Here is a 25969-nt window from a genome sequence, read left to right as displayed (position 1 = left end):
AAAGCGACTGATTCCTATTTATTGACTTCTATGCCAGGGTCCGTTTAAATCACATCTAAATACTAATCGTTTTCACCTCCAATAGTAATTAGCAACCAAGGAGAGATCCCGTGGTATCTCATAAAGCGAAGCTGGCAGCCACTGCCCTGGCAACAACACTGGCAGCAACGAGTGTCTCCGCGAGCGAAGTCAACCTCTACTCTGCGCGGCACTACGATTCGGACCAGGCAATTTATAACGCCTTCACCGAGGAGACCGGCATCAAGGTCAACCTGATTGAGGGCAAGTCCGATGCGTTGATCCAGCGAATCCAGCGAGAAGGTGTCGCCAGCCCGGCGGATATCCTGATTACCGTTGACGCGGGTAACCTCTGGCGAGCCGACCAGGAAGGCATTTTCCAGCCGGTGGATTCCGAAATTCTGAACAGCCGTCTGCCGGATTTCCTGCGTCATCCGGAAGGGCATTGGTTCGGCTTCAGTCAGCGTCTGCGCGCGATCTACTACGATCGTTCAGACTTTGATCCTTCCCGGATCAGTCAGTACGAGGACCTGGCCAAGCCGGAATTCAAGGGCGAGATCTGCATCCGGTCCTCCAGCAACATTTACAACCAGTCGCTGCTGGCAAGCCTGATTGAGTACCACGGCGAAGAAGGCGCTGAGGAGTGGGCGCAGGGCGTAGTCAATAACATGGCCCGTGATCCCCAGGGTGGTGACACCGATCAGATCCGCGCTGTGGCTGCCGGTGAATGCAACCTGGCGGTTGGCAACCATTACTACTACGCGCGCCTGCTGAACTCTGATGATGTTGCAGACCGTGAAGTGGCCCGGGAGGTTGGCATTATCTTTCCGAACCAGGATGGCCGCGGTGTTCACGCCAACATCGGTGGTGCGGGTGTGGTGGCTACCGCGCCTAACCGCGACAACGCTGTCCGGTTCCTGGAGTTCCTGTCTTCCGATACCGCCCAGCAGATTTTCGCTGAGAGCAATCACGAGTTCCCGGCTGTAGAAGGCGTACTGAAGAATCCGGTGCTGGATTCCTGGGGCAACCTGAACATTGATGACATCAATGTGAGCGTTCTGGGCACCAACAACCCGGAAGCGGTGAAAATCTTCGACCGTGTGGGCTGGCGTTAATCGAAGGATCACGAAATTGATCGCAGATCACGCTTGAGAGAGCGTGCTCAAGGGCCGGATGTTGGTGAGACATCCGGCCCTTTTATTTTATTGAGGCACCGGCTGTGCTTCCTGTTGCCGGATGAGCGGGTAGAATAGCCGGATGACCCGATCGCCGCTGGTTTTCCGTCTCTCCTTTCTTGCCATTGTCGCGTTTTTGATGGCCATGATCTGGCTTCTGCTGCGGCAACTGGGCATGCCTGCCAGCTTTGCACCAACGGTGCTGTCTGACTGGTTTGCCAATCAGGGGGCTCTGGGGCCGGTATTACTGATGCTCCTGATGGTTCTTGCGGTCGTGGTTGGGCCAATACCCACGTTGCCGATCAGTGCGGCGTCCGGCCTGGTTTATGGAATGTTTAACGGAACGGCAATCGCGGTAGCCGGTGCCCTGGCGGGTTCGCTGATTGCCTTTTATCTGGCGCGAGTGCTCGGGCGGGATGCTGTTCAGCAGAAGCTTGAAAACAACCCGGTATTCTCGGCCAGAGGGTCACAGCGGTTCCTGTTTATTGCCGTTCTTCTCACCCGTTTGATCCCGGTGTTTTCCTTCGCCCTGATCAGCTATGCCGCCGGCGTAACGGCGATCCATCTCTGGCGTTACGCCCTGGCAACGGTCATTGGAATGTTACCCATGACCTTTGTGTTTGCCGGCTTGGGGCATACCCTCGAGCTTAACCCCACCCTGACCGTTGTAGCGGCAGCCACGGTATTGCTGGTCATGAGCACGTTGCCCCTTTACCTGCGGCGTCGCCCACATTCCCGTCTGGCTCGCTGGCTGCAGCTTGATGGAAGGGTTTGATTCCCGCTGCAGATTCTCAATTTCCCAAAAGCGACTCGATATCCTGATAGACGGTCGCAGCATTCGTTACCCTGGCCAGCCAGCTCAGTGGAATGCCCTTCTCACCGCCAACACCGTGCATGGCCGCCATGGCCGGGCCAATCAGCCAGGCGCGGCCGCAGGAGTCGCCGCCACAATGAATATTCGCGCGGATGGCTTCGGTGTAGCTCCGGGCCGTGTTCAGAATGTGAAAGCTGACCGGCATGGCTTCCTGCAGGTAACAGGTACGGCCAAACGTGTCACCGGCAGCAACGCCGTTTAGTTCCGAGCTCTCAAGTGCCCGTTTGAGGGACGCCTGATCGGGTGCTTCGGCGATGGCCGAATTCATTGCCTTGGCAAGAGTCTCGCCCCTGAATAGCCCGTCCAGAAGCACCGCTGCACACTTTGCCCAGGCAACGGCCTCGACGTTGTTATTGGTAACACGCACGGCTGCTTCAACAACGTCCAGGAGGTTTGTGCTTCCGCTATGGGAGGCAACGAGTGGCGGCAGTTTGGAGACGGCAGGCAACTGCATGTCGTCGGCGCCACTCTCCGGTACCAGATTGCGGTCAATGGTTTCCGCCAGATGAACGCCGGCCTCCTGAATGGCCTTTTCCTTGTACGTCAGGCTGATGGCCTCCCGCACCGGCTGTGCAAGCGCGCTGCCGCTCAGACGGCGGGTGTAGGGCATGACCTTCTGCACCAGAATTCGCTTCTGTTTGTCGGAAAGATCATCGGGCATGCCGGACTGTGCCTCTTCGACCGCCCTGTGCTCGATAGCATTGAAATTTTCCAGCGTGATCCGCGTCGGGTTATCGATGAATCCTTGCCACTGGCCACCGGGGCCAAAGAATGAACGAAACCGGCGCTGGTAATCGCGGATGTCCAGATTGCCGTTGGTGGCCAGTAAACTGTCGGTCAGCACGCCGGTGGCAGCGCCGTAGTGACTCACATCCCCAACCTGTTTCCCCTCGTGAGCGAAATAACCGAATCCCTTTGTGTAGTACTCGGCTCGGGGAGGCAGGAATTCGGGCGACTGTCCACCCACCTCCAGAATGCGCTCGCTGTTGTAGAGCCAGTGCAAACCCAGGCTGGCTGCGTCTGCGACCCAGCCTCCTGCCAGAGCAGCGGTAATGGCAGCTTTTCTTTCGGGAGGGAGATTGCTGACCATGGGGGGATCCTTGATGTCCGGTTTGTGAGTCCGACCTGAAGGATTATTCGATAACGTCGCTGATCTGGACCGTTGGCTGAACGTTGGTGAAGTTTGGAATGTCGCCAAGGATTTCCTTGGCATGGGGGCCGAACGCGGTTTGGAAATCACCAACAGAGTCAAAATACATATGGCCCATGGCAATGTAAGTGGGGCCCTCTCCCGGGGCGCCGCCGGCCAACCCGGATTCGATGGCTGTGCGCTTGCAGGCATCGCCCAGCCTGTCGCGTACCAACGCCATATGCGTGTCTCGGTAGTAGGCGAGGTCAAAGTTGCTCTCGGCGGTTTTCGGATACATGACGCTGACTTTGATCATTTTGGGCCTCGGTTTGTGGAATCGCGGGAACCTTCTTTTAGCGCTCCTGCCACATTTTCGTCAATCCCCGGATCCGTTTGGTTGTTCTGTGGTGACGTAACAAGCCATGAAAACGTTTCCTTTTATGAGCAATTGTTCAAGAATAGGGGAAGCTCTGGAAGTCGGCAGATAAGTTCCCCGCGTACTTAGCATGGTATGCGTAATCAAATTGTTAGATATTCATGAGCAATCGTTGACACAATGCGTTGCCGAACGACGTAAAACAACGGTAAGCCGGTAACGAACACTGAGCCCAAGGTTTGATGTAACACTTCCGGGATTGGGGTGTCTCTTCGTTATCACGTTCAAGGTAGAAAGGATTATTTCATGACACTCAAGAAATGGATTCTGGTCGCGTTGATTGCGGCTGTGGTTGTCGGGTTTATTGCCAGTGGCGGTAGCGAGCTTCTGACTCTCGAGAACCTGAAGGAAAACCAACAGTCCCTCGGTAACTGGATTGACCAGAATCTGTTGGTTGCGGTGCTGGGCTTCGTTGTTGTTTATGTCGTGGTAACAGCCCTCTCTCTGCCAGGCGCTACCATCATGACGCTGGCCGGTGGTGCGTTTTTCGGCAATCTCTACGGTCTGGCAGCCGTCTCCGTTGCTTCAACTATCGGTGCGTCGCTTGCTTTCCTGGTGGCGCGGTTCCTGATGCGAGACACGCTTCGAAAACGGTATGGCGAAACCGTGGCGAAGATGGATCGCGGCATTGAGAAAGACGGCGCCTTCTACCTTGCAACCCTGCGGCTTGTGCCGGTGTTTCCCTTCTTCCTGATCAACCTGGCCATGGGCCTGACGGCCATGAAACTGCGCACCTATGCGCTGGTAAGCTGGATCGCCATGTTGCCTGGCACCTTTGTTTACGTGAACGCCGGCACCCAGTTGGGCCAGATCCAGTCCACCGGGGACATTGTCTCGGCCGATCTGCTGCTCTCCTTCGCGCTGCTGGGCCTGTTCCCGCTGATTGCCAAATTTGTGGTGGGCTTTATCCGCCGCCGCAAAGTGTACGCCGGCTGGCAGAAGCCCGAACATTTCGATTACAACCTGCTGGTGATTGGCGGTGGCTCCGCGGGTCTGGTCTCGGCCTATATTGCCGCAGCCGTGAAAGCCAAGGTGGCTCTGATAGAGAAGCACAAGATGGGTGGCGATTGCCTGAATACCGGCTGCGTGCCCTCCAAGGCTCTGATCCGCAGCGCCAAGGCCGCTGATACCCTGCGCCATGCCAATCGGTACGGGCTGGAATCGGTGCCGGTTAAAGGCTCGTTCAAGACCATCATGAATCGGGTCAAGGATGTTATCGCCAAAGTGGAGCCCCACGACTCCCCGGAGCGTTACCGAAAGCTGGGCGTGGAATGTATCGCCGGTGAAGCCAGCTTCGTGTCGCCCTGGGAGCTTGAGGTCCGGCACAACGATGGCCGCACCGAGCGCCTGACTGCCCGCAGTATCGTCGTTGCCACCGGCGGTAAGCCGGCCGTACCTCCGATCCCTGGTCTCAAGGACATGCAGCCGCTGACGTCCGACAACCTGTGGGAGCTGGAAGAGCAGCCGGAACGTCTGTTGGTGCTGGGCGGTGGTCCGATTGGCTCTGAACTGGCCCATGCCTTTGCCCGACTGGGCAGCAAGGTGACCCAGGTGGAGATGGGCGAGCGCCTGCTGGCCAGGGAGGATGAGGATGTCTCCGAACTGGTTCTGAAGCAGTTCCAGGCGGACGGTGTGGATGTCCGGCTGAAACATTCCGCCGCCGAGTTCCGTATAGAGGAAGGAGAGAAGGTTGCGTACTGCGAGCATGACGGTGAGCGGGTACGTATCCCCTTCGACCAGGTGCTCGTGGCCGTTGGCCGTGCGGCCAACACCGCCGGCCTGAACCTTGAGCGGATTGGTGTGGATACCCTGCCGAACGGAACCGTACCGGTGGAAGAAGACATGAGCCTGAGGTACCCGAATGTATTTGCCTGCGGCGATGTGGCTGGTCCTTACCAGTTTACCCACGCGGCGGCCCATCAGGCCTGGTACGCGGCGGTCAACGGTCTGTTCGGGCAGTTCAAGCGCTTCAAGGTAGACTACCGCGTAATGCCCTGGGTGACCTTTACCTCGCCGGAAGTGGCGCGGGTGGGACTCAGTGAAGCCGAGGCAACCGCGCAGGGCGTGGCCTACGAAGTGACCCGCTACGGGCTGGATGATCTGGATCGCGCCATTGCCGAGAGTGAGGATCATGGTTTTATCAAGGTGCTGACCCCGCCGGGCAAGGACAAGATCCTGGGCGCCGTTGTGGTTGGCAGCCACGCCGGGGAAATCCTGGCCGAATTCACCCTGGCCATGAAACACGGCCTGGGCCTGAACAAGATCCTGGGCACCATTCACCCGTACCCGACCTGGAACGAGTCGGCGAAATACGCTGCCGGTGAATGGAAGCGCGCTCATGCCCCCGAGGGCATTCTGAAGCTGCTTGAGAAACTGCACGGCTGGCGCCGTGGGAAAAACACGAATACACCGAGGAGCATCTATGCCCCTGACTGAAACCAGAACGGCCCGGAAACAACGCATCCCGGCCGTGGAAGTCCTCGAGCCCCGGGCCCGTGATAGCTGGACCCACACCCGCAATGGCGACCCGAGAGGGTACATTGATGCGGACAAGCTGAAAGAGCTGTGGATCCACACCGGCACCGCCTGCAACCTGGCCTGCCCCTTCTGCCTGGAAGGTTCCCATCCCGGCGATGGCCGCATTCCGGGCATGAAGCTCAGTGATGTAAAGCCGTTTATCCACGAAGCCATCGACATGGGCGTGGAGCAGTTTTCCTTCACCGGTGGTGAGCCCTTTGTGATCCGGGACTTCGTCAATATTCTGAATTACGCCAGCCAGCACCGGCCCTGCTTCGTGCTGACCAACGCCACCGAGCCGCTGCACAAGCGACAGCATCAGGTACTGCCTTTGCGGGACAACCCCTACCCGATTCATTTCCGGGTCAGCCTGGACTTCCCGGACAGGGCCCGTCACGACAAGGACCGCGGCGACGGCAGCTTCGATGAGGCCTTGCAGGGCATCCGCTGGCTGGTCGATCAGGGCTTCAAGGTGTCCATTGCCCGCCAGACCGATCCGGAGGAAATTCCGGCAGATGTCGAAGCCGCGTTCCATGACATCTTCCGGGAGTGGGGCATTCCGGAGAACCTGGCATTCACCGCATTTCCGGATCTGGGTACGCCAGGCTCGGAAGACGGCAGCCCGGAGATTACCGAGACCTGCATGGAGAAGTATCCGACCAAGGAGGCTCGCTCCCATTTCATGTGCACCTATACGCGGATGCTGGTGAAGAAGGGCGATGAGGTTCGGGTGTATGCCTGCACTTTGGTGGACGATGACCCGCAGTATGACCTGGGGGGGACGCTGGCCGAGAGTATGGATGAGCGCATTATGTTGCGGCATCACCGGTGTTTTTCCTGTTACCGCTTTGGGGCTAGTTGTTCGGCGCCTGCCTGAGTTTTGGTTCTTGGCCTCTCAGGACTGATGGCTGGTCATTGGCGGCCTGGGAGGTGAGGTTATTTTCCCTTGGGAAAAACAACTCGCTTCGCTCAGACATCTTTTTCCTGGCGGGAAAATAACCTCACCACCCAGACCGCGGGTACGGCTTTGCTATTCGGTTGTTGAGTGGGAAAGAAAAGAAAGAAGAAAGGTCCGTCAGAGTTCGTTGGAGCCTATTTCCGTTGCCGGGGATGCCAACACCGAGGTTAAACAAGGGATAGGCCGGTAGGGATTTCAAAAAATGTGGAGCGCCATGGACGGCGCGACCAAGCCCCCCATGGATGGGTTCACGGGCGTTTTTTTGAAATCCCTACCGGCCTGTCCCGAAAGGCACCCAAACCAGAAACCCCGGGAAAAACCCCGGACTAAACGACAAAGAACAAGGTAAGAAAACATGAACTTCACAGAGGCCTCCCTGTTCTGGGGATTCCTGCTGGTCTACGGCGTGGTGATGTATTGGCTGTCGCCCAGGAGCAAGAACGCGAATTCGTTCTATAAGGGTGCCGATGACCAGGGTAACCCGGTGGGGCAGTGGTCGCTGACGGCGAGTATTTTTATCAGCTGGATCTTTGCCAAGTCGGTGACCAATGCGGCGAACCTGGGTGCGGCTTATGGGGTGGTGGGCGGTCTGGCCTATGCCAGTTACTGGCTGTCGATTCCTGTGGCGGGGTATGTGATTTACCTGATCCGGACCCAGACCGGGGCCAGGAGCCTGCAGGATTTTCTGACTTCCCGGTTTGGCCGGCTGGCCAGTCTGGCGTTTGCGGCGGCGATTCTGATCCGGCTTTATAACGAAGTCTGGAGCAACACGGCGGTGGTGGGCGGCTATTTCGGGTTGCCCGGTGAGTGGGAGTATTACGCGGCGGCGATGCTGTTTACGGTGTTTACTCTGGCCTACAGCCTGAAGGGTGGGCTGCGGTCGTCGATTTTCACTGATGTGATTCAGGCCTTTGTGTTTGTGTTCTTTGTTGGGGCGGTGCTGTTCCTGATCATACCCGCCAACGATACCAGCGCCCTGCTGACCAACGGCGAGTTCCGGCTCAATGCCGGCTTTGATCTCTTGCTGGTGGCTTTGCTGCAGCTGTTCAGTTATCCGTTCCACGATCCGGTGCTGACCGACCGGGGCTTTGTGAACAGGGAAAAGACCATGCTCAAGAGTTTTGTGGTGGCCGGGCTACTGGGCTTCGTAGCGGTGTTTATCTTCAGTCTGGTGGGTGTTCACGCCCGGCTTAACGGCATTGAGGCCATGGGCAACGCGCCTGCTGCCGTGGGCCAGTCGCTGGGCCTGGCGGCGTTGTTCTTTATGAGCGTGGTGATGATGACCTCGGCGGGGTCCACTCTGGATTCCACTTTCACGTCGCTGGCCAAGTCGCTGGCGGTAGATCTGCCCAGGCTGGCGCAACGTGCCTCTGACAAGCTGCCGAGCATGCGGGTGGGTGCGGTCGTGATGGTTATCTTTGCCTTCCTGGGCAACCTGCCGATGTTCGCCGGCACCGATATCCTCAAGGCCACAACCATCTCCGGGACGATGGTCATGGGGCTGGCGCCGGTGTTCCTGTTCTACGGTTTCACCAAGTGGTCGCCCTGGAGTTTCCATCTGAGTTTCTGGACCGGTCTGGGCCTTGGCGTGTTGCTGGCGGTTGGTCTGATTCCGGCAAGCTGGGCCATTGGCGATGGCAAGTACGCCATGTTGCTGGGCGTTAACGCCTACGGCTTCCTGATCTGCACGGCTGGCTTCTTTACGCCTTTATTGCTCCGTCGTCTTGCCGGTCGGTCGCTGGCGGCGGGGGAGGCCTGAGCCGATGAGCGAAGGCCGCAGCTGTCCGTTGGCGTACCGGTACTCTGCCGAATCGCTTTGCCAGGATCCCCGCACGGTTTCCGAGGACGTGCTGTATATCATTGGAGGGCTTTACGGGAATCCCTGGGCCCTCGATGAAATCGAGCAGATGGCGCTGGCGGAGGAGCGTCAGGGACACCGGGTGAAGCTGGTGTTCAATGGCGACTTCAACTGGTTCAACGCCAGCGATAGCCTGTTCCGAACCATCAACAACCGGGTGCTGGATCACACGGTCAGTCTGGGGAACGTGGATTTCGAGCTGGCGAATCCCAGTGCCGGTGCCGGATGCGGTTGCGCCTACCCGGATTTTGTCGAGCAGGGCGTGGTGGAACGGTCGAACCTTATTATGGAGCGGCTCCAGGGCATTGCCGGGGAACATCCGGATATCCAGCGTCGCTTGTCCTTGCTGCCGCGGTATCGATGCCTGATCTTTGGAGGCCTAAAGGTTTTGGTGGTGCACGGGGATCTGGAGTCTCTGGCCGGGTGGGGGTTGGCTCACGAAGCTTTTGTCGAAGGTAACGATGGCAAGCTCTCGCAATGGTTCCTGGCGTCGGGGGCCGATGTCATTGCCTCAACCCACACGTGCCTGCCGGTGCTCTGGTCGGGGCTGGTGGATGAGCAGAGTCGGGTGGTGGTGAACAATGGCTCCGCAGGCATGGGGAATCTGCAATCAGACCCGCGTGGGCTGATCACCCGGATTGGTCTGTCCAGCCCCGTCATTGAGCCTGTTGCCGGAATTGAGCGGCATGGGCTGCATGTCTCTCTGCTGCCGGTGTCCTTCCCCCTTGAGGCCTGGCTGCCGGAGTTTGATCGGTTATGGCCGGCCGGCTCGCCCGCCGCCATCTCCTATCGGAACCGGATTCTGACTGGCACCTCACTGAGTGCCGATGATGTGGTTTTCCCTTCCATAATTTAACCATTCTGTTACTGGCAGATGGACCAAAGCAGTCTATTCTGAAATAGATGGCTGGGCCCCGCCGTGTGCGGCCTTTCGGCCTGACTTGAAATATATTTTGTGGTCTATATAATTCAACACTAACTTTTTGCCACGAATTGATCTCGTTATGACCTCAGAAGGATCGAATACCACCGCCATCACGCTTCGCACACCGGTGAAAGATGATGGCTTCAGGCTCCACCAGCTGGTGGCAGAGTGCCCGCCGCTGGACCCCAACTCGATTTACTGCAACCTCTTGCAGTGCAGCCACTTTGCCGAAACCGGCGTGGCCGCGGAGAAGGACGGCGATCTGGTCGGCTTTATCTCCGGATACATCCCTCCTCAACAGCCCGAAACCGTGTTCGTCTGGCAGGTGGCCGTGCATGAGAAAGGTCGTGGACAGGGCCTGGCCAAGCGGATGCTGAAAGAAATCGTTGGCCGTGATGCGTGCAAGAACGTCACCCACATGGAGACAACCATCACCGAAGACAACGAGGCTTCATGGGCGCTGTTCCGTTCATTCGCCCGCGATATGGGAGCCGAGCTCACCTACCACGAGCATTTCGAGAAAGAGACCCACTTTGGCGGCAAGCACGATTCCGAGTTCTTGCTGCGTATAGGGCCTTTCACGAAGCCAGCCTGAGGGCCGCGGTCCTGGATCAGCCCGGCAACAAGGTTGCGGGGCTGTGAACGACTGTAAAGCTGTGATTTGAATTAGCCGGCGGACCACTGAGGTAGGTCTGTCACAGGGCTTTAATCAACGCACGGTAGGCCTATCGCTACCCCATCAGCAGTTTTCGATAAGCCACCGCGCATCTACCTCGAACCTGACATGCTAAGAGGCAAGACGATGGAAATTTTCAAGTCGACTGAATCCGAAGTACGTGTATACAGCCGTGCGTTTCCGGTTATCTTCAACCGCGCCAAGAACGCGCACCTGTACACCGAAGATGGCAAGGAATACCTGGATTTTCTCGCCGGCGCCGGGTCCCTTAACTACGGCCACAACAACGACACCCTGAAGAAGGCTTTGCTTGAGTATATCGAGGCAGACGGCGTGAGCCAGGGCCTGGATATGTTTACCACGGCCAAGCACGACTTCATGGAATCCTACAAGAAGCACATTCTGGATCCCCGTGGTCTGGACTACAAAATGCAGTTCACCGGTCCGACCGGCACCAACTGTGTGGAAGCAGCCCTGAAGCTGGCCCGCAAGGTTAAAGGCCGCAGTGGCATCATCTCGTTCACCAATGGTTTCCATGGCGTCACCATGGGTGCCGTTGCCACCACCGGTAACAAGCACCACCGGGGTGGTGTTGGCACCCCCCTGGGCAATGTCGACTTCATGTTTTATGACGGCTACCTGGGCGACGATGTCGATACCCTGGCGATCATGGATAAACTGCTGAGCGACGGCTCCTCCGGTTTTGAACTGCCAGCGGCGGTAATCGTCGAAGCGGTTCAGGGCGAAGGCGGTCTGAACGCTTGTCGCGCGGAATGGCTGAAAGGTCTGTCGGAGCTGTGCAAGAAGCACGATATTCTGCTGATTCTGGATGATATCCAGGCGGGCAACGGCCGTACCGGTGAGTTCTTCAGCTTTGAATTCGCCGGCATCAAGCCGGACATCGTAACGGTTTCCAAGTCACTTAGTGGCTACGGTCTGCCGATGGCCCTGGTGCTGTTCAAGCCGGAACTGGACGTGTGGGATCCGGGCGAGCACAACGGTACCTTCCGCGGCAACAACATGGCGTTTACCACTGCTCGCGCTGCTGTCGAGAACTACTGGAAAGACGATGCCTTTGCCAATGAGGTGAAGGCCAAGACCAAGGTGCTGGGCGATGCCCTTCAGTCGATTTGCGACAAGTACCCCGGTCAGTTCAAAATGAAGGGGCGCGGTTTGATGCGTGGTATTGAAGCAAAGCACGCAGACATCACAGGCCCGATTACCAAACGTGCCTTCGAGCACGGCCTGATCATCGAGACCAGTGGTCCGAATGATGAAGTCATCAAGTGCCTGATGCCGCTTACAACCAGCGAGGAAGACCTCAAGAAAGGGGCTGCTCTGCTGGCAAAAAGTGTGGACGAAATCATGCAGGAAGGGCTTAGCAAGGCGTCGTAAGACGCCTGCACTTCCGGACATTCATGCTGCAGGATAGCAAAGGCAAGATTATGACCAGCCAACTACATACCGTTGAGAAAATCGGCGGCACCTCGATGAGTAACTACGAGGCCGTCCGTGACAACATCATTATCGGTAATCGCAAGAAGGATAACCTGTACCAGCGCATTTTTGTGGTCTCTGCCTATGGTGGCGTGACCAACGAACTGCTGGAACACAAGAAGACCGGTGAGCCAGGCGTTTATGCCCTGTTTGCGGATGCAGAGTCTGACTGGGCCTGGGGTGACGACCTCACCAAACTGGTCAAGTTCCTGACCGACATCAACGGCGAGCTGTTCGAAGACCCGATGCTGAAGCAGCAGGCGGACCAGTTTATCACCGACCGGATTGAAGGTGTTCGGGGTTGCCTGATCGACCTGCAGCGCCTGTGCTCCTATGGCCAGTTCCAGCTGGAAGAGCATCTGCTGACGGTGCGTGAAATGCTGGCAGGTATTGGCGAGGCTCACAGTGCCTTCAATACCGCCCTGAAGCTCCAGCAGGAAGGCATCAATGCCCGCTTTGTGGATTTGACCGGCTGGCGCGATAACGAGTTACTGCCGCTGGACGAAAAGCTCAAGCAGGCCTTCGATGCGGTAGACCTCACCCGTGAGCTGCCGATCGTGACCGGTTATGCCCAGTGCAAGGAAGGTCTGATGCGTACCTTCGACCGGGGTTACAGCGAGATGACCTTCAGCCGGGTAGCGGTAATCACCGAGGCTCGGGAGGCGATTATCCACAAGGAATACCACCTGAGCTCTGCCGACCCCAACATCGTCGGCGCAGACAAGGTGGTGCCCCTCGGTCGCACCAATTACGACGTGGCCGACCAGCTGGCCAACCTGGGCATGGAAGCGATTCATCCCCGTGCCGGTAAAGGCATGCGCCAGAACGAGATTCCGCTGCGTGTGATGAACACCTTTGAGCCGGAGCACACCGGTACGCTGATCACCGGCGATTACGTCAGTGAGAAGCCTCAGGTGGAGATCATCGCGGGCGCCAAAGGCGTTTTTGCCGTGGAAGTGTTCGATCAGGACATGCAGGGCGAGCCGGGCTCCGATCGCCGTATTCTGGATGTCTTGGGCCGTTTCAAGGTTCGGTTCTTGTCCAAGGACACCAACGCCAACACCATTACCCACTACGTGGGCAGCACGCTGAAACACGTCAAGCGGGTGGTCAAGGCGCTGAAGGAAGAGTTCCCCAATGCCGAAATCAACACCCGGAAGGTGGCGGTTGTTTCGGCCATCGGCAGCGATATGAAGGTTCCGGGTATTCTGGCCCGGTCTGTGAAGGCGCTGGCCGATGAGGAAATCAGCATTCTGGCGCTGCACCAGTGCATGCGTCAGGTGGACATCCAGTTCGTGGTGGATGAGGATGACTACGAGAAGACGATCGTTGCTCTGCACGGCGTTCTGATCGAGCCTCACAACCATGAGTATGCGATCGTCGCAGCCTGAGTTTCTGTAACCTCCCCGCACGAAACCCACAGCCGACCGTCCGTGTCGCCTGTGGGTTTTTACTGACCCCGCCCCGGTAAATCCATCAGCTACAGCACGTCGTATTCTTTGGTGTAAATTCTGACCGGTACCTAAGCCATGCGAACGACCGAAAGGCTGGGACCGTCTCCGACAACGCCCAACGATGGTGAAAGGGATTCCCTGGTCGGGCTGTACTTCAGGGATGCGTCCCGGTATGAACTGCTGACAGATGAGGCCGAACGCCGCCTCTCCCGCAAACTGACACTGTGCTACCGAATCATCAGTACCGAACTGGCCCTGCCGGAGGAGACTCCGCAGACGTTCCGGGAAGTGATTGGTAGCCTCGGAGACGCCTGTGCGTTTTCATCTCGATGTCGCCGGGCTTTTCATCTGGCGACCGCCTGTCGTCGCAAGCTGATACAGAGCAATCTGCGTCTGGCGGTGCATATTGCCCGTCGTTACGGGCAGCACGGTATCCCTATGTCTGATCTGATCCAGGACGCCAACGTCGGTCTGATCAAGGCGGTAGAGCGTTTTGATCCCACCAAGGGCTTCCGGTTCTCGACCTATGCCTACTGGTGGATAAGCGAGGAAGTCAAACGCTGCCTGCAGCGTGGGACCCGGTTGGTGCACACACCGGAAAATGTGGTGGATGAAATTCGCCAGCTGCACAAGGTGTCGCTGCGAATGCATCAGAGCCTTGGGCGGACGCCTTCCCAATCGGAGCTTGCCCGCGAAATGGAGGCAAGTCCGTCCAGGATCGGCGAGCTAAGGGCGCTGGCGACCCGGGAGATATCAACGGATGTTCCCCTTGTTGAGGACGGGTCCGTCACCCTGGGAGACAGCCTGGACGCCGGCGACCAGATGGCGCCGGATCATCCGATGTCGGACAGGGATCGACAACGCACCCTGAAATCGATGCTTAGCGAGCTGAATGATCGTGAGAAAGACATTCTGTCGCGTCGTTATGGTCTGGGACTGCCGGAACCGGAAACGCTGCAGGTTATTTCCGACGATCTTGGCATCAGCAGAGAGCGGGTGCGTCAGATCGAGAAAACCGCTTTGAAGAAGTTGCAGAGTCGTTACGAATCCCCCGAAGACGCGTTTGGAGCCTGAGTTACGTCAGGCTCCCGCAATCCCCCTCAGAATTCAGTGAGCAGTGTGCAGCAGGAGAAACCAGGCTGCCGCTGTAAGCTGACAAACTAGGACCACCGAGGTGAGGACCAGTCTCAGGCGAAGGTACCAGGCTGGCCAATAGACCTTCATCCAGCGGGCGTCCACTAGATAGAGGGCGAGATAGGCACTTGTATACAACACGATCTGGCCGCTGACAGGCAGAAGTAGCCCTATCCCTGCGGCCACAAAGAAGACCTGGCTGAGTAGCATGGTCATCAGTGGCGACAACGGGTAGCAGCAGTTGTCCAGCTGCATGGCAATGGGCCAATAGACGCCAGCCATAAACGCCAGAATGCCTGCGCTGTATAGATAGAAGTAGCCGAGAAGCGCCACGCTGTATTGCGGCAAAAAAAATAGCCCCGCCAGGAGGCCGATAAACGGGATCAACCCCGCGATGCCAACAAGGATGGCAAGTCTCGCTACAGCAATCACGGTTTCTGCCTCTGCACCCGGATTCGCATCGGTTCAACGTCGGTCGGTTCCATTCCCACCATTTCGTGGTAAGCGGAGGGGTGAACTACCTGCGTCTCCCGAATGTCGAACGACGCCAGGGTGTCCTGGATCTGCCAGGCGCCGCGGAACAGGCTGGTGGTACCGTTTTTCTCCGAGAGGAGCAGGGTCTGGTTGTCCATACTCAGGCGGGCCATGTAGTGCTGGCCCTCAAGCGAGAGGATCTCAAGCAGGTCGATAACCGGACTCTGCAGGCTTCTGAGTTGGTCAAGAGTGATTCGCACAGTAAAGCTCCGCGGTTTCAAACACTCCAGAACTTACGACCCCCCAGCCTATTGAGATCATTGGCTTAGTAAATAGCATTCCCGGTGTTGTGGGCACTGAACCAGATGATCATTCACCATGCCGGTCGCCTGCATGAAGGCGTACACAATGGTTGGGCCGACAAAGGTAAAACCGGACCGCTTCAGAGCTTTGGACATGGCCTCGGATTCTGCGGTTGTGGTCGGTACTTCGGAGAAGGCGCGCCAATGATTCTGGATTGGTTTATCGCCAACAAAAGACCAGAGAAAATCACTGAAACCGATACCTTGTTCCCGCAGATCCAGATAGCCCTGCGCATTCTTGATGATCGACCTGACCTTGAGCCGGTTGCGGATGATGCCCGGGTCGGACAGCAGTTCCTCGACCTTCGCTTCATCGTAACGGACGATCCTTTCCGGATTGAAGTCGTCGTAAGCGGCTCGGTAATTGTGCTGTTTTCGCAAGATGGTGATCCAGCTCAGGCCGGCCTGTTGGCCGTCCAGGCAGAGTTTTTCGAAAAGGGCAAGATCGTCGTACTCCGGGCGGCCCCAGACGGTGTCGTGATAGTGCACGTAAAGCGGATCTTCACCACACCAGGGGCAGCGTTCAGCGTTCTCCATACAATAGCCTGTGTCACTTGTGTCTGGTTCGGGTTACGGGCTTTTTCGACGAATCGTGCGTTGGAACAGTGGCTCCCAGTAGGCCTCCATCGGCTCGGCATCCACCAGGGCGAAGTCCCGTGGCGGCGGCTCAAGTAAGGTGATTTCCGGCCATAGGGGTCGGCTTCCACGGTACACCACGGTCAACAAATAGCCTTCAATATAGCAACAGGCCGCCTGCCAGTCCTGCTCGGGCTGGTCGCCGTAGATCTCGAAATTCTTCTGCACCTCAAGCGTTTGCAGGTTGCCGGCAATGCCTCTGCCCGTGGCTTTCAGCCATGCTTCCTTCAGGGTCCAGACCTTGAGGAAGTTGTCGGAGTCGTCTTCGCGGAACAGCCACTCCTGCTCGAGAGGGGAGAACCAGCGTTTTACCACTTTCTGCCATTGGGCATGGCGCTGGCAGGGTTCGAGATCCAGTCCAATGGGCGAGCCTGATCGAGTGGCGCAGGCAGACAGGCCCTGGCTGTGGCTGAGGGACAGTCGCCAGCCCTCAGGCGTGCCGGACGCGTTGGGGCGCCCGGATACCGGGCAGCAGAGGTCCGGTGCCACCTGCGCTGACTTGCCGATGGCCTGACGAATCAGCCAGCGGCTGGAAAGGTATTCTCGTTCCCGGGGACCGCTGAACTTGCTCGCTGTCTGGCGTTCGTAGTCAGTCAGCCAGTGCGGGTGCGCAATTTCAGGCCCGTCGGTCTGGTGACACAGCCAGACCGACGGTCGGGATTCAGGGTTGAAGTCGCTGGATGAGCCAGCCATCGCCTTCCCTCACATATTCAAAACGGTCGTGAAGCCGGCTGGGCCTGCCCTGCCAGAATTCGATACGCTCCGGCACGATGCGATAGCCGCCCCAGAAGCTGGGAAGAGGCACTTCGCCCTCGCTGAATTTCCGCTTGATTTCGGCAACCTTCTGTTCGAGTAGGCCCCTGGACGTAATGGCCTTGCTCTGTTCGGAAACCCAGGCGCCGATCTGGCTGCCCCTGGGGCGCGATGCGAAGTAGCGCAGGGATTCGGCCTTGCTGACTTTCTCAACGGCACCCTGGATCCTTACCTGTCGGTTCAGTCCGATCCAGGGGAACAAAAGCGCCGCCTGCGGATTTTCATCCATCTCGTTCGCTTTGCGACTGCCGTAGTTGGTGTAGAACACAAAGCCATGGTCGTCGAAGTACTTCAGCAATACCGTGCGGAGGTCTGGCATGCCGTCCTGCCCCGTGGTCGCCAGCGACATGGCGTTGGGTTCCAGAATGCCCGCTTCCCGGGCATCCTCAAACCAGTTCTGGAACTGCTGCACCGGATTGTTGTCCAGTGCATCGCGATCCAGCCCCTCGCTCTCGAAATCACGACGCATATCGCCGATGTCCATAACTTGCCCTCTTGCCTGCTCGTAAAACGACCCGGGAGAAATACGAGCCAGAAGCATATCGGGTTCAGGGTTCACTGTCAGCGCTGCTTATGTCTGAAACCGTTACATAAACCCAACAATTAAATGAGACCCGGATCACAGCTGGCCCGTATCTCCTTCGACGCTGTTGTGGGTCTGGTTTGGGCAAACTTCCTGGCTGGCCCGCCCGCACACTCAAAACAAAGGTTTGCACAAATGATGTCCGAATATGATCTGCCCCTTGTTGTCGCCTCCTTTCTGGTTGCTGTATTGGCAGCTTATGCGGCTCTGTTTTTTGGCGCCAGACTCGTTAATGCGGAGCCTGGCGAACGTCGGATATGGCTAATATCCGGCGCCCTGCTGATGGGCACCGGAGTCTGGACGATGCATTTCGTCGGAATGCGGGCTATGCCGATGGGTGTTCCCATGTCGTTTGATGTGATCATGACGCTGGTTTCCTGGCTCGCAGCAGTACTTGCTTCCGGTGTGGCTCTCCACATCATCGGGCGCAAACAATTGGGAGCCCCTTTGTTCGTCAGTGCGACCCTGTCCATGGCCAGCGGTATCGTAGTGATGCATTACCTGGGTATGTATGCCATGCGCATGTCGGCGCCGCCGACGTTTAACACCGTATTTTTGCTGATTTCGATCGCGATTGCCGTTGTTGCTTCAGGAGCTGCGCTTGCCCTCTGCCGGAAACTGCAGGACATGGACGGATCCGGCACCCTGGCGGTCCAGTTTGTGGCCGCCCTGGTGATGGCCGCCGCAATCTGTGGAATGCATTACACGGGCATGATGGCGATGACCTTTCCGGAGGGCGCCGTGCCTGCAGCTGACAACGGCCTGCGGGGGAACTGGATGGGAATACCCCTCGCCGTCTTCTGCATTGCGATGCTGGCCGTTGCCCTGGTGGTGACCGTCCTCGATGTAAAACATCAGCGGGCACTTGAGGAATTCAAGGCGGAAGAAAACAAACGGGTGGCAGAGCTTGCCTTTACTGATGCCGTTACCGGCCTGCCCAACCGGTCAGCGCTGGAACAACGCCTGCTGGATATCCTTGCCCGGGACAACGACCGCGGCAACCCCTTTGCCCTGATTTACCTCGACATCGCCAACTTCCGTGAACTGGCCACCGGAATGGGTGATGAATCGTTGAATGCGGTCGTCAGGGAAATCAGCGAGGCATTGCGTGATCAGATGTCGGATCAGGTGTTTCTCGCCCGATACTCGGCCAGCGCCTTCTTTGCCCTGGTGCCAGATCATGAAGATAGCCAGCATGCCTTCATGTACAAGCGGTTGCGGCAGATTGATCAGCGTATCGGCACGCCTGCGATGCCGGTTACCTGGCGCGCCGGCCAGGCGGCCTATCCGAAAACCGGCAATTCGACCCGTAAGCTGGTGCGAGCTGCCATGGTACCCAGAGACCTCAATGAGATCGGCGAATTTGTAAACATGGCCGCCGATCCGGAATTAGTGATGCCGGGTCATAACCGTCACAGCTGACAAACCGCTTATGGGCCGACTATCCTTGTGAACAGGAAGGTGGGCAATATTGCCCCGGGAATCCGCCGTTTAGAAGGAGATGTCCGTGGCCCAGAGCCGTAAACGCAGTCATATGCCCAGGAATCTGTTGATCGGATTCCTGGCGCTTTTCATCCTCTATGCCCTGGCCGGTTTCCTGCTACTTCCCTGGTGGCTGGAGCGTCTGGTACCCGAGCAACTGGACCAGCGTATGGGCTGGCAGGCAGAAATCACTGATATCCGAACCAACCCGTTTACCCTTCGAGTCGAGGCGTTGGGTCTGTCGGCCAACGATCCCCAGGGTGAGCAGGTGGTTGCCTTTGACCGGCTCATGTTAGACATGAACTTTTTCCAGCTGGTTCGGGGTATTGCCGGGTTTGAAGCCATCCAGCTGGATGAGCCCTATGTTCGGGTGGATCTGCTGGAGGACTACAGCGTCAACTTTGCCCGAGACTGGCAGGCGGCCAACCCGGGACCTGCAGAGCCGGAGCCTGAAGCGTCGCAATCGGATGACGCGGTGGCGGCGCCCCGGCTGTACTTCGGGAAAATTGAACTCAACGGCGGCGAAATGTTGTTCCGGGATTTTACCCAGGCAGCCATGGCTGAGTTCCGGATTACCCCGATGGATCTTACCTTGAGTGACCTGGCCACCTGGCGTCGCGAGGGGCAGGACAGCGATTACTCCCTGCTGGCGGCGCTGGGCAGTCAGAGCATCGAGTGGCAGGGTGATCTGAGCGTCGCCCCGTTCTACTCGAACGGCACGCTCAAGGTGTCATCGGTGGGCTATGAAACCCTGGCTCATTTCCTGGCTCCTTTCTTTCCCTATGACCTGCGTGGTGGCAGCGTCACCCTGAGTTCCGACTATGAAATCCAGGCCGGCGACGGCTTTTTCCTGGAGACGACCAATGGTCAGCTGCAACTCGAGAATCTGGCCGTTGCTCTGGATGAACAGAGTGAGCAGGCGAGATTGACCAACGCTGAGCTGTCTGTGGATGCTGTCGGGTTCGACTTGAATGGTCGGGAAATCCGTATCGGCCAGGTCTCTCTGGACAAGCTCGATGTGGCCGTGGCCAGGAGCGCAAACGGAGAGATTGACTGGTTGGCACCGCTGGCCACCAGCAAAGGTGAGACGGAGAGCAGCGGCGAAGCGTCCACCGATGGCCAGCCATTCCGCTGGACAGTGGCGGGCGTCGCGCTCTCCGGCGGGCGCGTTCTCTGGCAGGACAGTCAGCCGGCGACGGCGACTGAAATTGCCGTAGAGCAGCTTTCCGTATCCATCGGGCAACTGAGCCATCAACTTGAAGAACCGGTGTCTTACGAGATAACCGGAAGCCTGGCCAGTGGCGGCCAACTGTCACTAAACGGCCAGGTGACACCCGCACCGTTTACCCTGGAAGCCGCCATCTCCGGAAACGGCATCGCTCTGGCCGCCTTTGAGCCCTACGTTCAGGAAGGCGCCAACCTTGCCATTACCAGCGGCACGCTGGGCGTTGACGGCAACCTTGATCTGGATGGGCAGCAGGAGCCGCTCACAGGCACCTTCAGCGGCACCGCGGAAGTGGCCGGTCTGGATCTGAAGCTGCCCGACAGTTCCGGTTCGCTGGTCTCCTGGCAAACCCTGCGCCTGGCACCTATTGAATACAACGTGTATCCGGCACGCCTGGAAATAGGAACCGTGACCCTGGCCCGGCCGGTCATTAACGTTGTCCGCAATACCGACAATATCCACAACGTGGAGCGGATCGCCAAAGCGCCAGCGACCGGTGGTCAGCAGGAGGCGACCGCAGATGCTCAGCAGGGGGAGGGTTCCGAGCCGGGTTTCATTTTCCGTATTGGCCAGCTGATGTTGGAAAATGGCGAGCTGGCGTATACCGACCGCACATTGGAACCGGTGTTTACCACCTCGTTTGATGAGCTGAACGGTAGTGTGACAGGCCTCAGCAACATTTCCCCACAACAGGGCAAGGTCTCTATCCGGGGCCGGGTCGGCGGCGTGGCGGATCTGGATTTTGACGGCACCATTGGCACCCTTGGTACCGAGGATGTCAGCGATCTGAAGCTGAATATGCAGGAACTGTCCCTGCCTGCGCTTTCGCCTTACTTTGGTCGTTACCTGGGTTATGGCGTGGACAGTGGCAAGTTGAACCTGAATCTTGATTATGAAATTGCCGGATCCAGGATCAATGCGTCCAATCTGGTGGTGATGGATCGTCTCGAGCTGGGTTCGGCCATCGCCAGTGATCAGGCCGTTAATGCGCCAGTTAAATTAGGGCTTGCGCTACTGCGGGACAGTAGGGGGATGATCGAGGTCGACCTGCCCATCAGCGGCGACCTGTCTGACCCGAACTTCAGCGTCGGCAAGGTCGTTATGCGGGCATTCGTGAACCTTCTGGCGAAGGCGGCGACGTCACCCTTCAGTATGCTCGGCTCGATCGCCGAACTGGCCGGCTTGAGCGGCGAAGAGCTTGGAAAGGTGAGCTTTTTCCCGGGCAGTATCCAGTTGGCCGAGGGCGAGGCCGAGAAGCTGGCGGCGCTGGCAGACGCGCTACTGGAACGGCCGGATTTGCTGCTGAATATTCGAGGTAATGTTCAACCGGAGGCGGACGGTCTTGCCCTGCTTCGGGAAGACCTGACAGCGGGTGGTCAGCGTGATGTGTCTGAGGAGGAATGGCAAGCTGCCCGGGAGGCGTATCTTGCCGGTGAGCGTTCACTTGAACCGGAGGCATTGAGCAATCTGGCATCCTCCAGAGGCGTGACCCTGCGCAATGTCCTGCTGCAAACTCATGGTGTTCCGGCTGACCAGTTGTTCCTGCTGGATCCGGCCCGCAATGCGGGCGTGGGCAGTGAAGGAAACGTTATCGTCGCCTTCAACCTGGACGTTCGTTGAACTCAGGGGGCCTCGAAACCGGTCAGAAAACCGGCTGGCAACTGGAGTCCCCAGTTTTCCACGAGTTGCCGGTAGCGACCGTTATCGACCAGTGGCGCCAGAAGCCGCAGCATCTCGTCGGCGTTCGCAGCGCCGTCTTTGCGGGCGATGATGCTGAGCTGGTAGCGCTGGTCCGGCTCACTTGAGACCAGCAATTTGTCCCAGTCTTCAGGATGCCCGGCCAAGTGCCGCTGGAGGTAGGAATAGCTGACAATGGCGACTTCAGCAACCGACGGCCGGTCCGCCTTGATCAGGTTTATGTTGCGGCTGTGGCTGTCGGAGAACTCGATGTTGAATTTCTGTTCGAGCACGGAATTATCGGTTTCGTAATCGCTAAAACCATAGTGATAGCCTGAAATAGCGACAATCGATCGCTGTTCCAGATCCTCAAAGAACGAGTCGTCACGGCCTGGTTTTTTGAGAGCGACATACAGCTCTTCATCTGCCAGGATCGGTCGGGAGATGTCGACGTTTTTCTCAGTCCAGCCCCAGCCGGGGCTTTCAAAGAAGATGACGTCGTACAGGCCGGCCTCGAAATCCAGATAGCGACGCTTGGGCGAGGTATAAAAGACGCGGAAGGACACCGTTGGGTTGGCTTGCTCAAGTTCGTGCAGCAGGTCTCCGAGTAGGCCGGTGGCTTCCCCGTTGTCGTCAACACTGGCAATGGGCGGGAAGTGGTAAACGCCCACGGTGATTTCCGTTTCGTTTGCAGAAACCGGCGCCGCTGCCAGCAAAATTGCGGCAGAAAACATGGCCAGTAGTGTCCGAATCGGTGCCTTTGTGAGCACGGTGCTCCCCGGGTGTGTAACAATTGAATACGCATTCAGAATAGCACGGGGATTTTGTGCACCTGAAGCAAAAAATTATTAACTTATGCAAAATGGATCTGTAAGTGATGGGTAACGGTGTCAGCCATTTTTTTGCTTATGTCTCCCGCCTGCGCTGGATCAAGCGCTGGGGGCTGATGCGTAATGCCATTGAGGAAAACGTGGCCACCCATTCCTGGGAGGTGGCGACCCTGGCTCATGCGCTTGCCATCATCCGCAACCGGCATTTTGGCGGGCGTGTGAACGCCGATCGTATTGCCGCAGCAGCGCTTTACCATGACGCAACGGAGGTGATCACCGGCGATATGCCGACACCGGTGAAATACCATTCCAAGGTAATGCGAGAGGCCTTCGGGGATATTGAACACAAGGCGGAGGCCGAATTGTTGGCACTGCTGCCGGAGGATCTGCGGGAGGATTTTTCACCCTACGTTCGGGAATCGCAGCTACCGGCAGAAGACAAGGAACTGATCAAGGCCGCCGACAGGTTGTCAGCGTGGCTGAAGTGCCAGGCGGAGATCCGCGCCGGCAACAAGGAATTCGAGCCCGCCGCCGGACAGATCCGCAAGCGGTTAGACGAGGACGGGTTGCCAGAGGTTGCTTATTTCCTGAAGGTGTTTGCCCCCAGTTACGAGCAACCCCTGGACAATCTGCTGGGTTGAGAGGCCCTCAGGCTTCAGCTGTTGCCGGCTGAGCCGACCAGCCCGCCACGCAGACCATCGCGCTGCAAATGCTGGCGAACGGTGTCTTCCGGGCTGCCGGCCAGTTCACGGAACATGCCCATAGAGCCCAGAAGGGCCGAGGATTCGTAGGGCACAAACACCCGCTCACCTTCTTTCGCCATGTTCGGCAGAACCTTGATATAGCTCTGGCCCAGCAGGTAACCAATGACGGTCTGCTTGTTTTCCTCGGAATCGCCCATGGCGCTGAGTACCAGACGGATGGACTCCTGTTCGCCCTGCGCCCGGAGAATGGCCGATTCCTTGTCGCCCTGGGCGTTGAGGATTGCGGACTCCCGCTGGCCCTGGGCCATGGCGATGGCTGCTGACTTTTCACCCTCGGCTTCGGTGACCGTGGCCCGGCGTTTCCGCTCCGCAGCCATTTGCAATCGCATGGCTTCTTCCACTTCTTCCGGCATGCTTATGTCCTGAACCTCCACCCGGGTGAGTTTTACACCCCACTTGGAAGCGGCCTCTTCCATCTCGGCCTGGATGGCGTTATTCACCTCGCTGCGGGATTCAAACAGCTTGTCCAGTTCCATCTTGCCGACCACCGAGCGCAGGGTGGTCTTGGCCAGCACTTCCACCGCCTGGCTCATGTTGGCCACTTCGTACACGGCACGCCGCGGGTCGATGATCTGGTAATAGAGAGCGCCGTTGATCTTCACCGTCACGTTATCGGTGGTCACCACGGGTTGTCCCGGAAAGTCCATGACCGTTTCCCGACGGTCGATGCGGGTCTCATCGCTCATCACCGGATGATAATCCTCGCCCATGCGTACGTAGCGGATCATGGTGATCGGCCGTGGGCGCTCGATGAAGGGAATAATGATGTTCACACCGCTTTCGAGGATCCGGTTGAACGACCCCAGGCGCTCAATCACCATGACTTCCGACTGACGCACGATGACCAGACCCTTGGCAATGATGAAAATGCCAATGGCGACTACGATCAGACTGATAACAAGTCCGGGTGAAAGGTACTGTTCCATGTTTACTGTTCCTTGTGTGTGATCGTCTCAACAACGGCGGTAGTGCCGTCAAACTGTTTGAAAATGACGTCGGTTCCTTCCGGAAGATCGGTGGCTCCGGTGTCGGTGACTCGCAGGCGATAGAAATCGCCGTTGACCTTGATGCCCGTGGCACCGTCGAAGTCCCGTTTCAGGGTCTGGTAGCGCCGGCCCTGCTCGACGCCCGTGCCTGTCGTTCCATACGCCACGCCCTTGGGGGAGAAACGCGGCCGTATCCAGCGTATGGCGACGGGAACCAGGATTCCCGAGAAAATCCCCATCCCCGCCAGTTGCCATTCAAAGGGCACATTGAGGAACGCCAGCAAGGCGGTCAGGGCCGCGGCGATGCCGAGAGCGAGCAGCAAGAGCACGCCGGAGGTGAGCTCGGCCAGGCACAGTACCAGTGCCAGGATCAGCCAGAAATGCGTAAGACTCCATTCCATACAGAAAATCCACAGGTTCGGGAGAGGCGTCGGGTTGCTTTTGCGCACCGAACAACGGCACCGAATTGTACCGGAAACCGGGGGCCGAGTCAGAGGGTGGCCGGAATGCCTTGCGGCCTGGTTCACTAAAGCCATATCCCGCGGGCGGGCAATTGTTAGAGTATCTGCTTTAATTGAAAAGCCTACAACAAGAGGTCTGTGACCATGAAAAAGCTGAAAAACAAAGTGGCCGTTGTTACCGGTGCCGGCTCGGGCATCGGTCGCGCGCTTGCGAAATCACTGGCGGACCGGGGCTGCCGTCTGGCGCTATCCGACGTTAATGAGTCAGGCCTGGCCGAAACCGCTGCAGAGCTCAGCGGCGCTGATGTAAAAACCTACCGGCTGGACGTGTCTGATCGCGATGCCATTTTTGCCCATGCGGAAGAGGTTGCGAAGGACTTTGGCCAGGTGAATCTGGTGATCAATAACGCGGGCGTTGCGCTTTCCGCCACCGTACGGGAGATGACCGACGAGGACTTCAAGTGGGTCATGGATATTGATTTCTGGGGCGTTGCCCACGGCACCCGCGCCTTCCTGCCACATCTGATTGCCTCGGGCGATGGCCATGTGGTGAACGTGTCCAGTGTGTTTGGCCTGATTGGCGTACCCAAGCAGAGTGCATATAACGCCGCCAAGTTTGCGGTTCGCGGATTCACCGAAGCCCTGCGCCAGGAGATGAAGCTGGAAAACCAGCCGGTGGCGGTAAGCTGTGTGCACCCTGGCGGTATCCGGACCAACATCGCCAACGCCGCCCGCATGGGCAAGTCCGAGAACGCTGTGGCCCAACGCAAGGGCTTCGACAAACTGGCCATGACTACGCCCGAGAAGGCAGCAGAAACAATTGTGAAAGGCATCCTCAAGAACGAGTCCCGTATCCTGGTAGGCCCGGACGCCTGGGGCATTGACGCGATCAACCGACTGCTGGGGTCTGCGTACCAGCCGCTGGTCGAGCGCTTCTCCCGCAAGAACCTCTATATCTGACAACACCCCGCGCACAGCGGGCCTGAGGACCGGGCCCGCTGTACATTTTACAAACAGTGTTTCGG

24 protein-coding genes are annotated in these 25969 nt (G+C 57.9%); 14 read left to right on the top strand and 10 right to left on the bottom strand.

What is annotated here, in order from left to right; translation table 11 throughout:
* The first annotated feature begins 110 nt into the window (after positions 1–110).
* Both CFB02_RS14205 and CFB02_RS14200 read left to right on the top strand, forming a co-directional pair.
* Positions 111–1133: a Fe(3+) ABC transporter substrate-binding protein gene (locus CFB02_RS14205; RefSeq protein WP_088558510.1), complete on the top strand. Its 1023-nt coding sequence runs from the start codon at positions 111–113 to the stop codon at positions 1131–1133.
* Between the two features lie 142 nt (positions 1134–1275).
* A complete protein-coding gene (locus CFB02_RS14200) occupies positions 1276–1968 on the top strand; it encodes a TVP38/TMEM64 family protein (protein WP_088558509.1) in 693 nt (230 codons plus the stop codon).
* 16 nt (positions 1969–1984) lie between these two features.
* Here the strand turns inward: CFB02_RS14200 and CFB02_RS14195 are convergent, their stop codons facing one another.
* Entirely contained in the window at positions 1985–3157 is a 1173-nt protein-coding gene (locus CFB02_RS14195) for an ADP-ribosylglycohydrolase family protein (protein WP_088558508.1), read from the bottom strand.
* A gap of 43 nt (positions 3158–3200) precedes the next feature.
* Positions 3201–3512 carry an EthD family reductase gene (locus tag CFB02_RS14190; RefSeq protein ID WP_088558507.1) on the bottom strand — a complete coding sequence of 104 codons (312 nt, stop codon included), beginning with the start codon at positions 3510–3512 and terminating at the stop codon, positions 3201–3203.
* A gap of 366 nt (positions 3513–3878) precedes the next feature.
* On the opposite strand from CFB02_RS14190, the gene CFB02_RS14185 reads away from it, so the two are divergent.
* The 8 genes from CFB02_RS14185 to CFB02_RS14150 all read left to right on the top strand — a co-directional run bounded on the left by CFB02_RS14185 (position 3879) and on the right by CFB02_RS14150 (position 14591).
* A complete protein-coding gene (locus CFB02_RS14185) occupies positions 3879–6068 on the top strand; it encodes an FAD-dependent oxidoreductase (RefSeq protein WP_088558506.1) in 2190 nt (729 codons plus the stop codon).
* Positions 6055–7026 (top strand): radical SAM protein, encoded by a 972-nt coding sequence (locus CFB02_RS14180; RefSeq protein WP_088558505.1) that lies wholly within the window; start codon positions 6055–6057, stop codon positions 7024–7026. Before CFB02_RS14185 ends, CFB02_RS14180 begins: the two co-directional genes overlap by 14 nt.
* 436 nt (positions 7027–7462) lie before the next feature.
* Entirely contained in the window at positions 7463–8866 is a 1404-nt protein-coding gene (locus CFB02_RS14175; RefSeq protein ID WP_088558504.1) for a sodium:solute symporter family transporter, read from the top strand.
* 4 nt (positions 8867–8870) lie between these two features.
* Positions 8871–9821, top strand: a complete 951-nt coding sequence (locus CFB02_RS14170; RefSeq protein WP_088558503.1) for a hypothetical protein — start codon at positions 8871–8873, stop codon at positions 9819–9821.
* Between the two features lie 148 nt (positions 9822–9969).
* A complete protein-coding gene (ectA, locus tag CFB02_RS14165; protein WP_014578976.1) occupies positions 9970–10485 on the top strand; it encodes a diaminobutyrate acetyltransferase in 516 nt (171 codons plus the stop codon).
* 207 nt (positions 10486–10692) lie between these two features.
* On the top strand, positions 10693–11961 hold the full coding sequence (gene ectB / locus CFB02_RS14160; RefSeq protein ID WP_088558502.1) for a diaminobutyrate--2-oxoglutarate transaminase: 1269 nt from the start codon (positions 10693–10695) through the stop codon (positions 11959–11961).
* A 50-nt stretch (positions 11962–12011) separates the two neighbouring features.
* Entirely contained in the window at positions 12012–13454 is a 1443-nt protein-coding gene (locus CFB02_RS14155) for an aspartate kinase (protein WP_088559255.1), read from the top strand.
* Positions 13455–13592: 138 nt separating this feature from the next.
* Complete coding sequence (locus tag CFB02_RS14150) at positions 13593–14591, top strand: RNA polymerase sigma factor RpoD/SigA (protein WP_008176892.1); 999 nt, start codon at positions 13593–13595, stop codon at positions 14589–14591.
* A gap of 33 nt (positions 14592–14624) precedes the next feature.
* Here CFB02_RS14150 and CFB02_RS14145 read toward each other — a convergent pair whose 3' ends face one another.
* Genes CFB02_RS14145 through pdxH form a run of 5 tightly spaced genes read right to left on the bottom strand, consistent with a single transcriptional unit; the run spans position 14625 to position 17420 of the window.
* Positions 14625–15083 carry a DUF3429 domain-containing protein gene (locus CFB02_RS14145; protein ID WP_088558501.1) on the bottom strand — a complete coding sequence of 153 codons (459 nt, stop codon included), beginning with the start codon at positions 15081–15083 and terminating at the stop codon, positions 14625–14627.
* Complete coding sequence (locus tag CFB02_RS14140; RefSeq protein WP_008176895.1) at positions 15080–15385, bottom strand: DUF6482 family protein; 306 nt, start codon at positions 15383–15385, stop codon at positions 15080–15082. The genes CFB02_RS14145 and CFB02_RS14140 overlap by 4 nt, the downstream gene beginning before the upstream one ends.
* Positions 15386–15442: 57 nt before the next feature.
* A complete protein-coding gene (locus CFB02_RS14135; RefSeq protein WP_088558500.1) occupies positions 15443–16024 on the bottom strand; it encodes a DNA-3-methyladenine glycosylase I in 582 nt (193 codons plus the stop codon).
* A 33-nt stretch (positions 16025–16057) separates the two neighbouring features.
* Entirely contained in the window at positions 16058–16816 is a 759-nt protein-coding gene (locus CFB02_RS14130; protein WP_088558499.1) for a 4'-phosphopantetheinyl transferase family protein, read from the bottom strand.
* Entirely contained in the window at positions 16785–17420 is a 636-nt protein-coding gene (gene pdxH, locus CFB02_RS14125; RefSeq protein ID WP_088558498.1) for a pyridoxamine 5'-phosphate oxidase, read from the bottom strand. Before pdxH ends, CFB02_RS14130 begins: the two co-directional genes overlap by 32 nt.
* Positions 17421–17654: 234 nt before the next feature.
* Between pdxH and CFB02_RS14120 the strand changes: the two genes are divergently transcribed.
* Positions 17655–18941 (top strand): MHYT domain-containing protein, encoded by a 1287-nt coding sequence (locus CFB02_RS14120; RefSeq protein WP_088558497.1) that lies wholly within the window; start codon positions 17655–17657, stop codon positions 18939–18941.
* A 79-nt stretch (positions 18942–19020) separates the two neighbouring features.
* Positions 19021–21846, top strand: coding sequence for a DUF748 domain-containing protein (locus CFB02_RS14115; protein WP_088558496.1), 2826 nt, complete (start codon positions 19021–19023; stop codon positions 21844–21846).
* Positions 21847–21848: 2 nt separating this feature from the next.
* On the opposite strand, the gene CFB02_RS14110 is transcribed toward CFB02_RS14115, so the two are convergent.
* Positions 21849–22637, bottom strand: coding sequence for a substrate-binding periplasmic protein (locus tag CFB02_RS14110; RefSeq protein ID WP_088558495.1), 789 nt, complete (start codon positions 22635–22637; stop codon positions 21849–21851).
* A gap of 143 nt (positions 22638–22780) precedes the next feature.
* Here CFB02_RS14110 and yfbR point away from each other — a divergent pair, with 143 nt between their 5' ends.
* The gene (gene yfbR / locus CFB02_RS14105; protein ID WP_088558494.1) at positions 22781–23374 is read left to right on the top strand and encodes a 5'-deoxynucleotidase; all 594 of its coding nucleotides are present in this window, start codon (positions 22781–22783) and stop codon (positions 23372–23374) included.
* 14 nt (positions 23375–23388) lie between these two features.
* On the opposite strand, the gene CFB02_RS14100 is transcribed toward yfbR, so the two are convergent.
* Together CFB02_RS14100 and CFB02_RS14095 are read right to left on the bottom strand one after the other, a co-directional pair.
* Positions 23389–24423: an SPFH domain-containing protein gene (locus CFB02_RS14100; RefSeq protein ID WP_014578987.1), complete on the bottom strand. Its 1035-nt coding sequence runs from the start codon at positions 24421–24423 to the stop codon at positions 23389–23391.
* A 2-nt stretch (positions 24424–24425) separates the two neighbouring features.
* On the bottom strand, positions 24426–24884 hold the full coding sequence (locus CFB02_RS14095) for an NfeD family protein (protein WP_088558493.1): 459 nt from the start codon (positions 24882–24884) through the stop codon (positions 24426–24428).
* 204 nt (positions 24885–25088) lie between these two features.
* Here CFB02_RS14095 and CFB02_RS14090 point away from each other — a divergent pair, with 204 nt between their 5' ends.
* Positions 25089–25904 carry an SDR family NAD(P)-dependent oxidoreductase gene (locus CFB02_RS14090; RefSeq protein ID WP_088558492.1) on the top strand — a complete coding sequence of 272 codons (816 nt, stop codon included), beginning with the start codon at positions 25089–25091 and terminating at the stop codon, positions 25902–25904.
* The last annotated feature ends 65 nt before the right edge of the window (positions 25905–25969 follow it).

The sequence above is a fragment of the Marinobacter sp. es.042 genome, from assembly GCF_900188315.1.
Lineage (GTDB): Bacteria > Pseudomonadota > Gammaproteobacteria > Pseudomonadales > Oleiphilaceae > Marinobacter.
The sequence above is the reverse complement of the archived record's forward strand: the minus strand, read 5'-3'. Positions and strand labels throughout refer to the sequence as shown.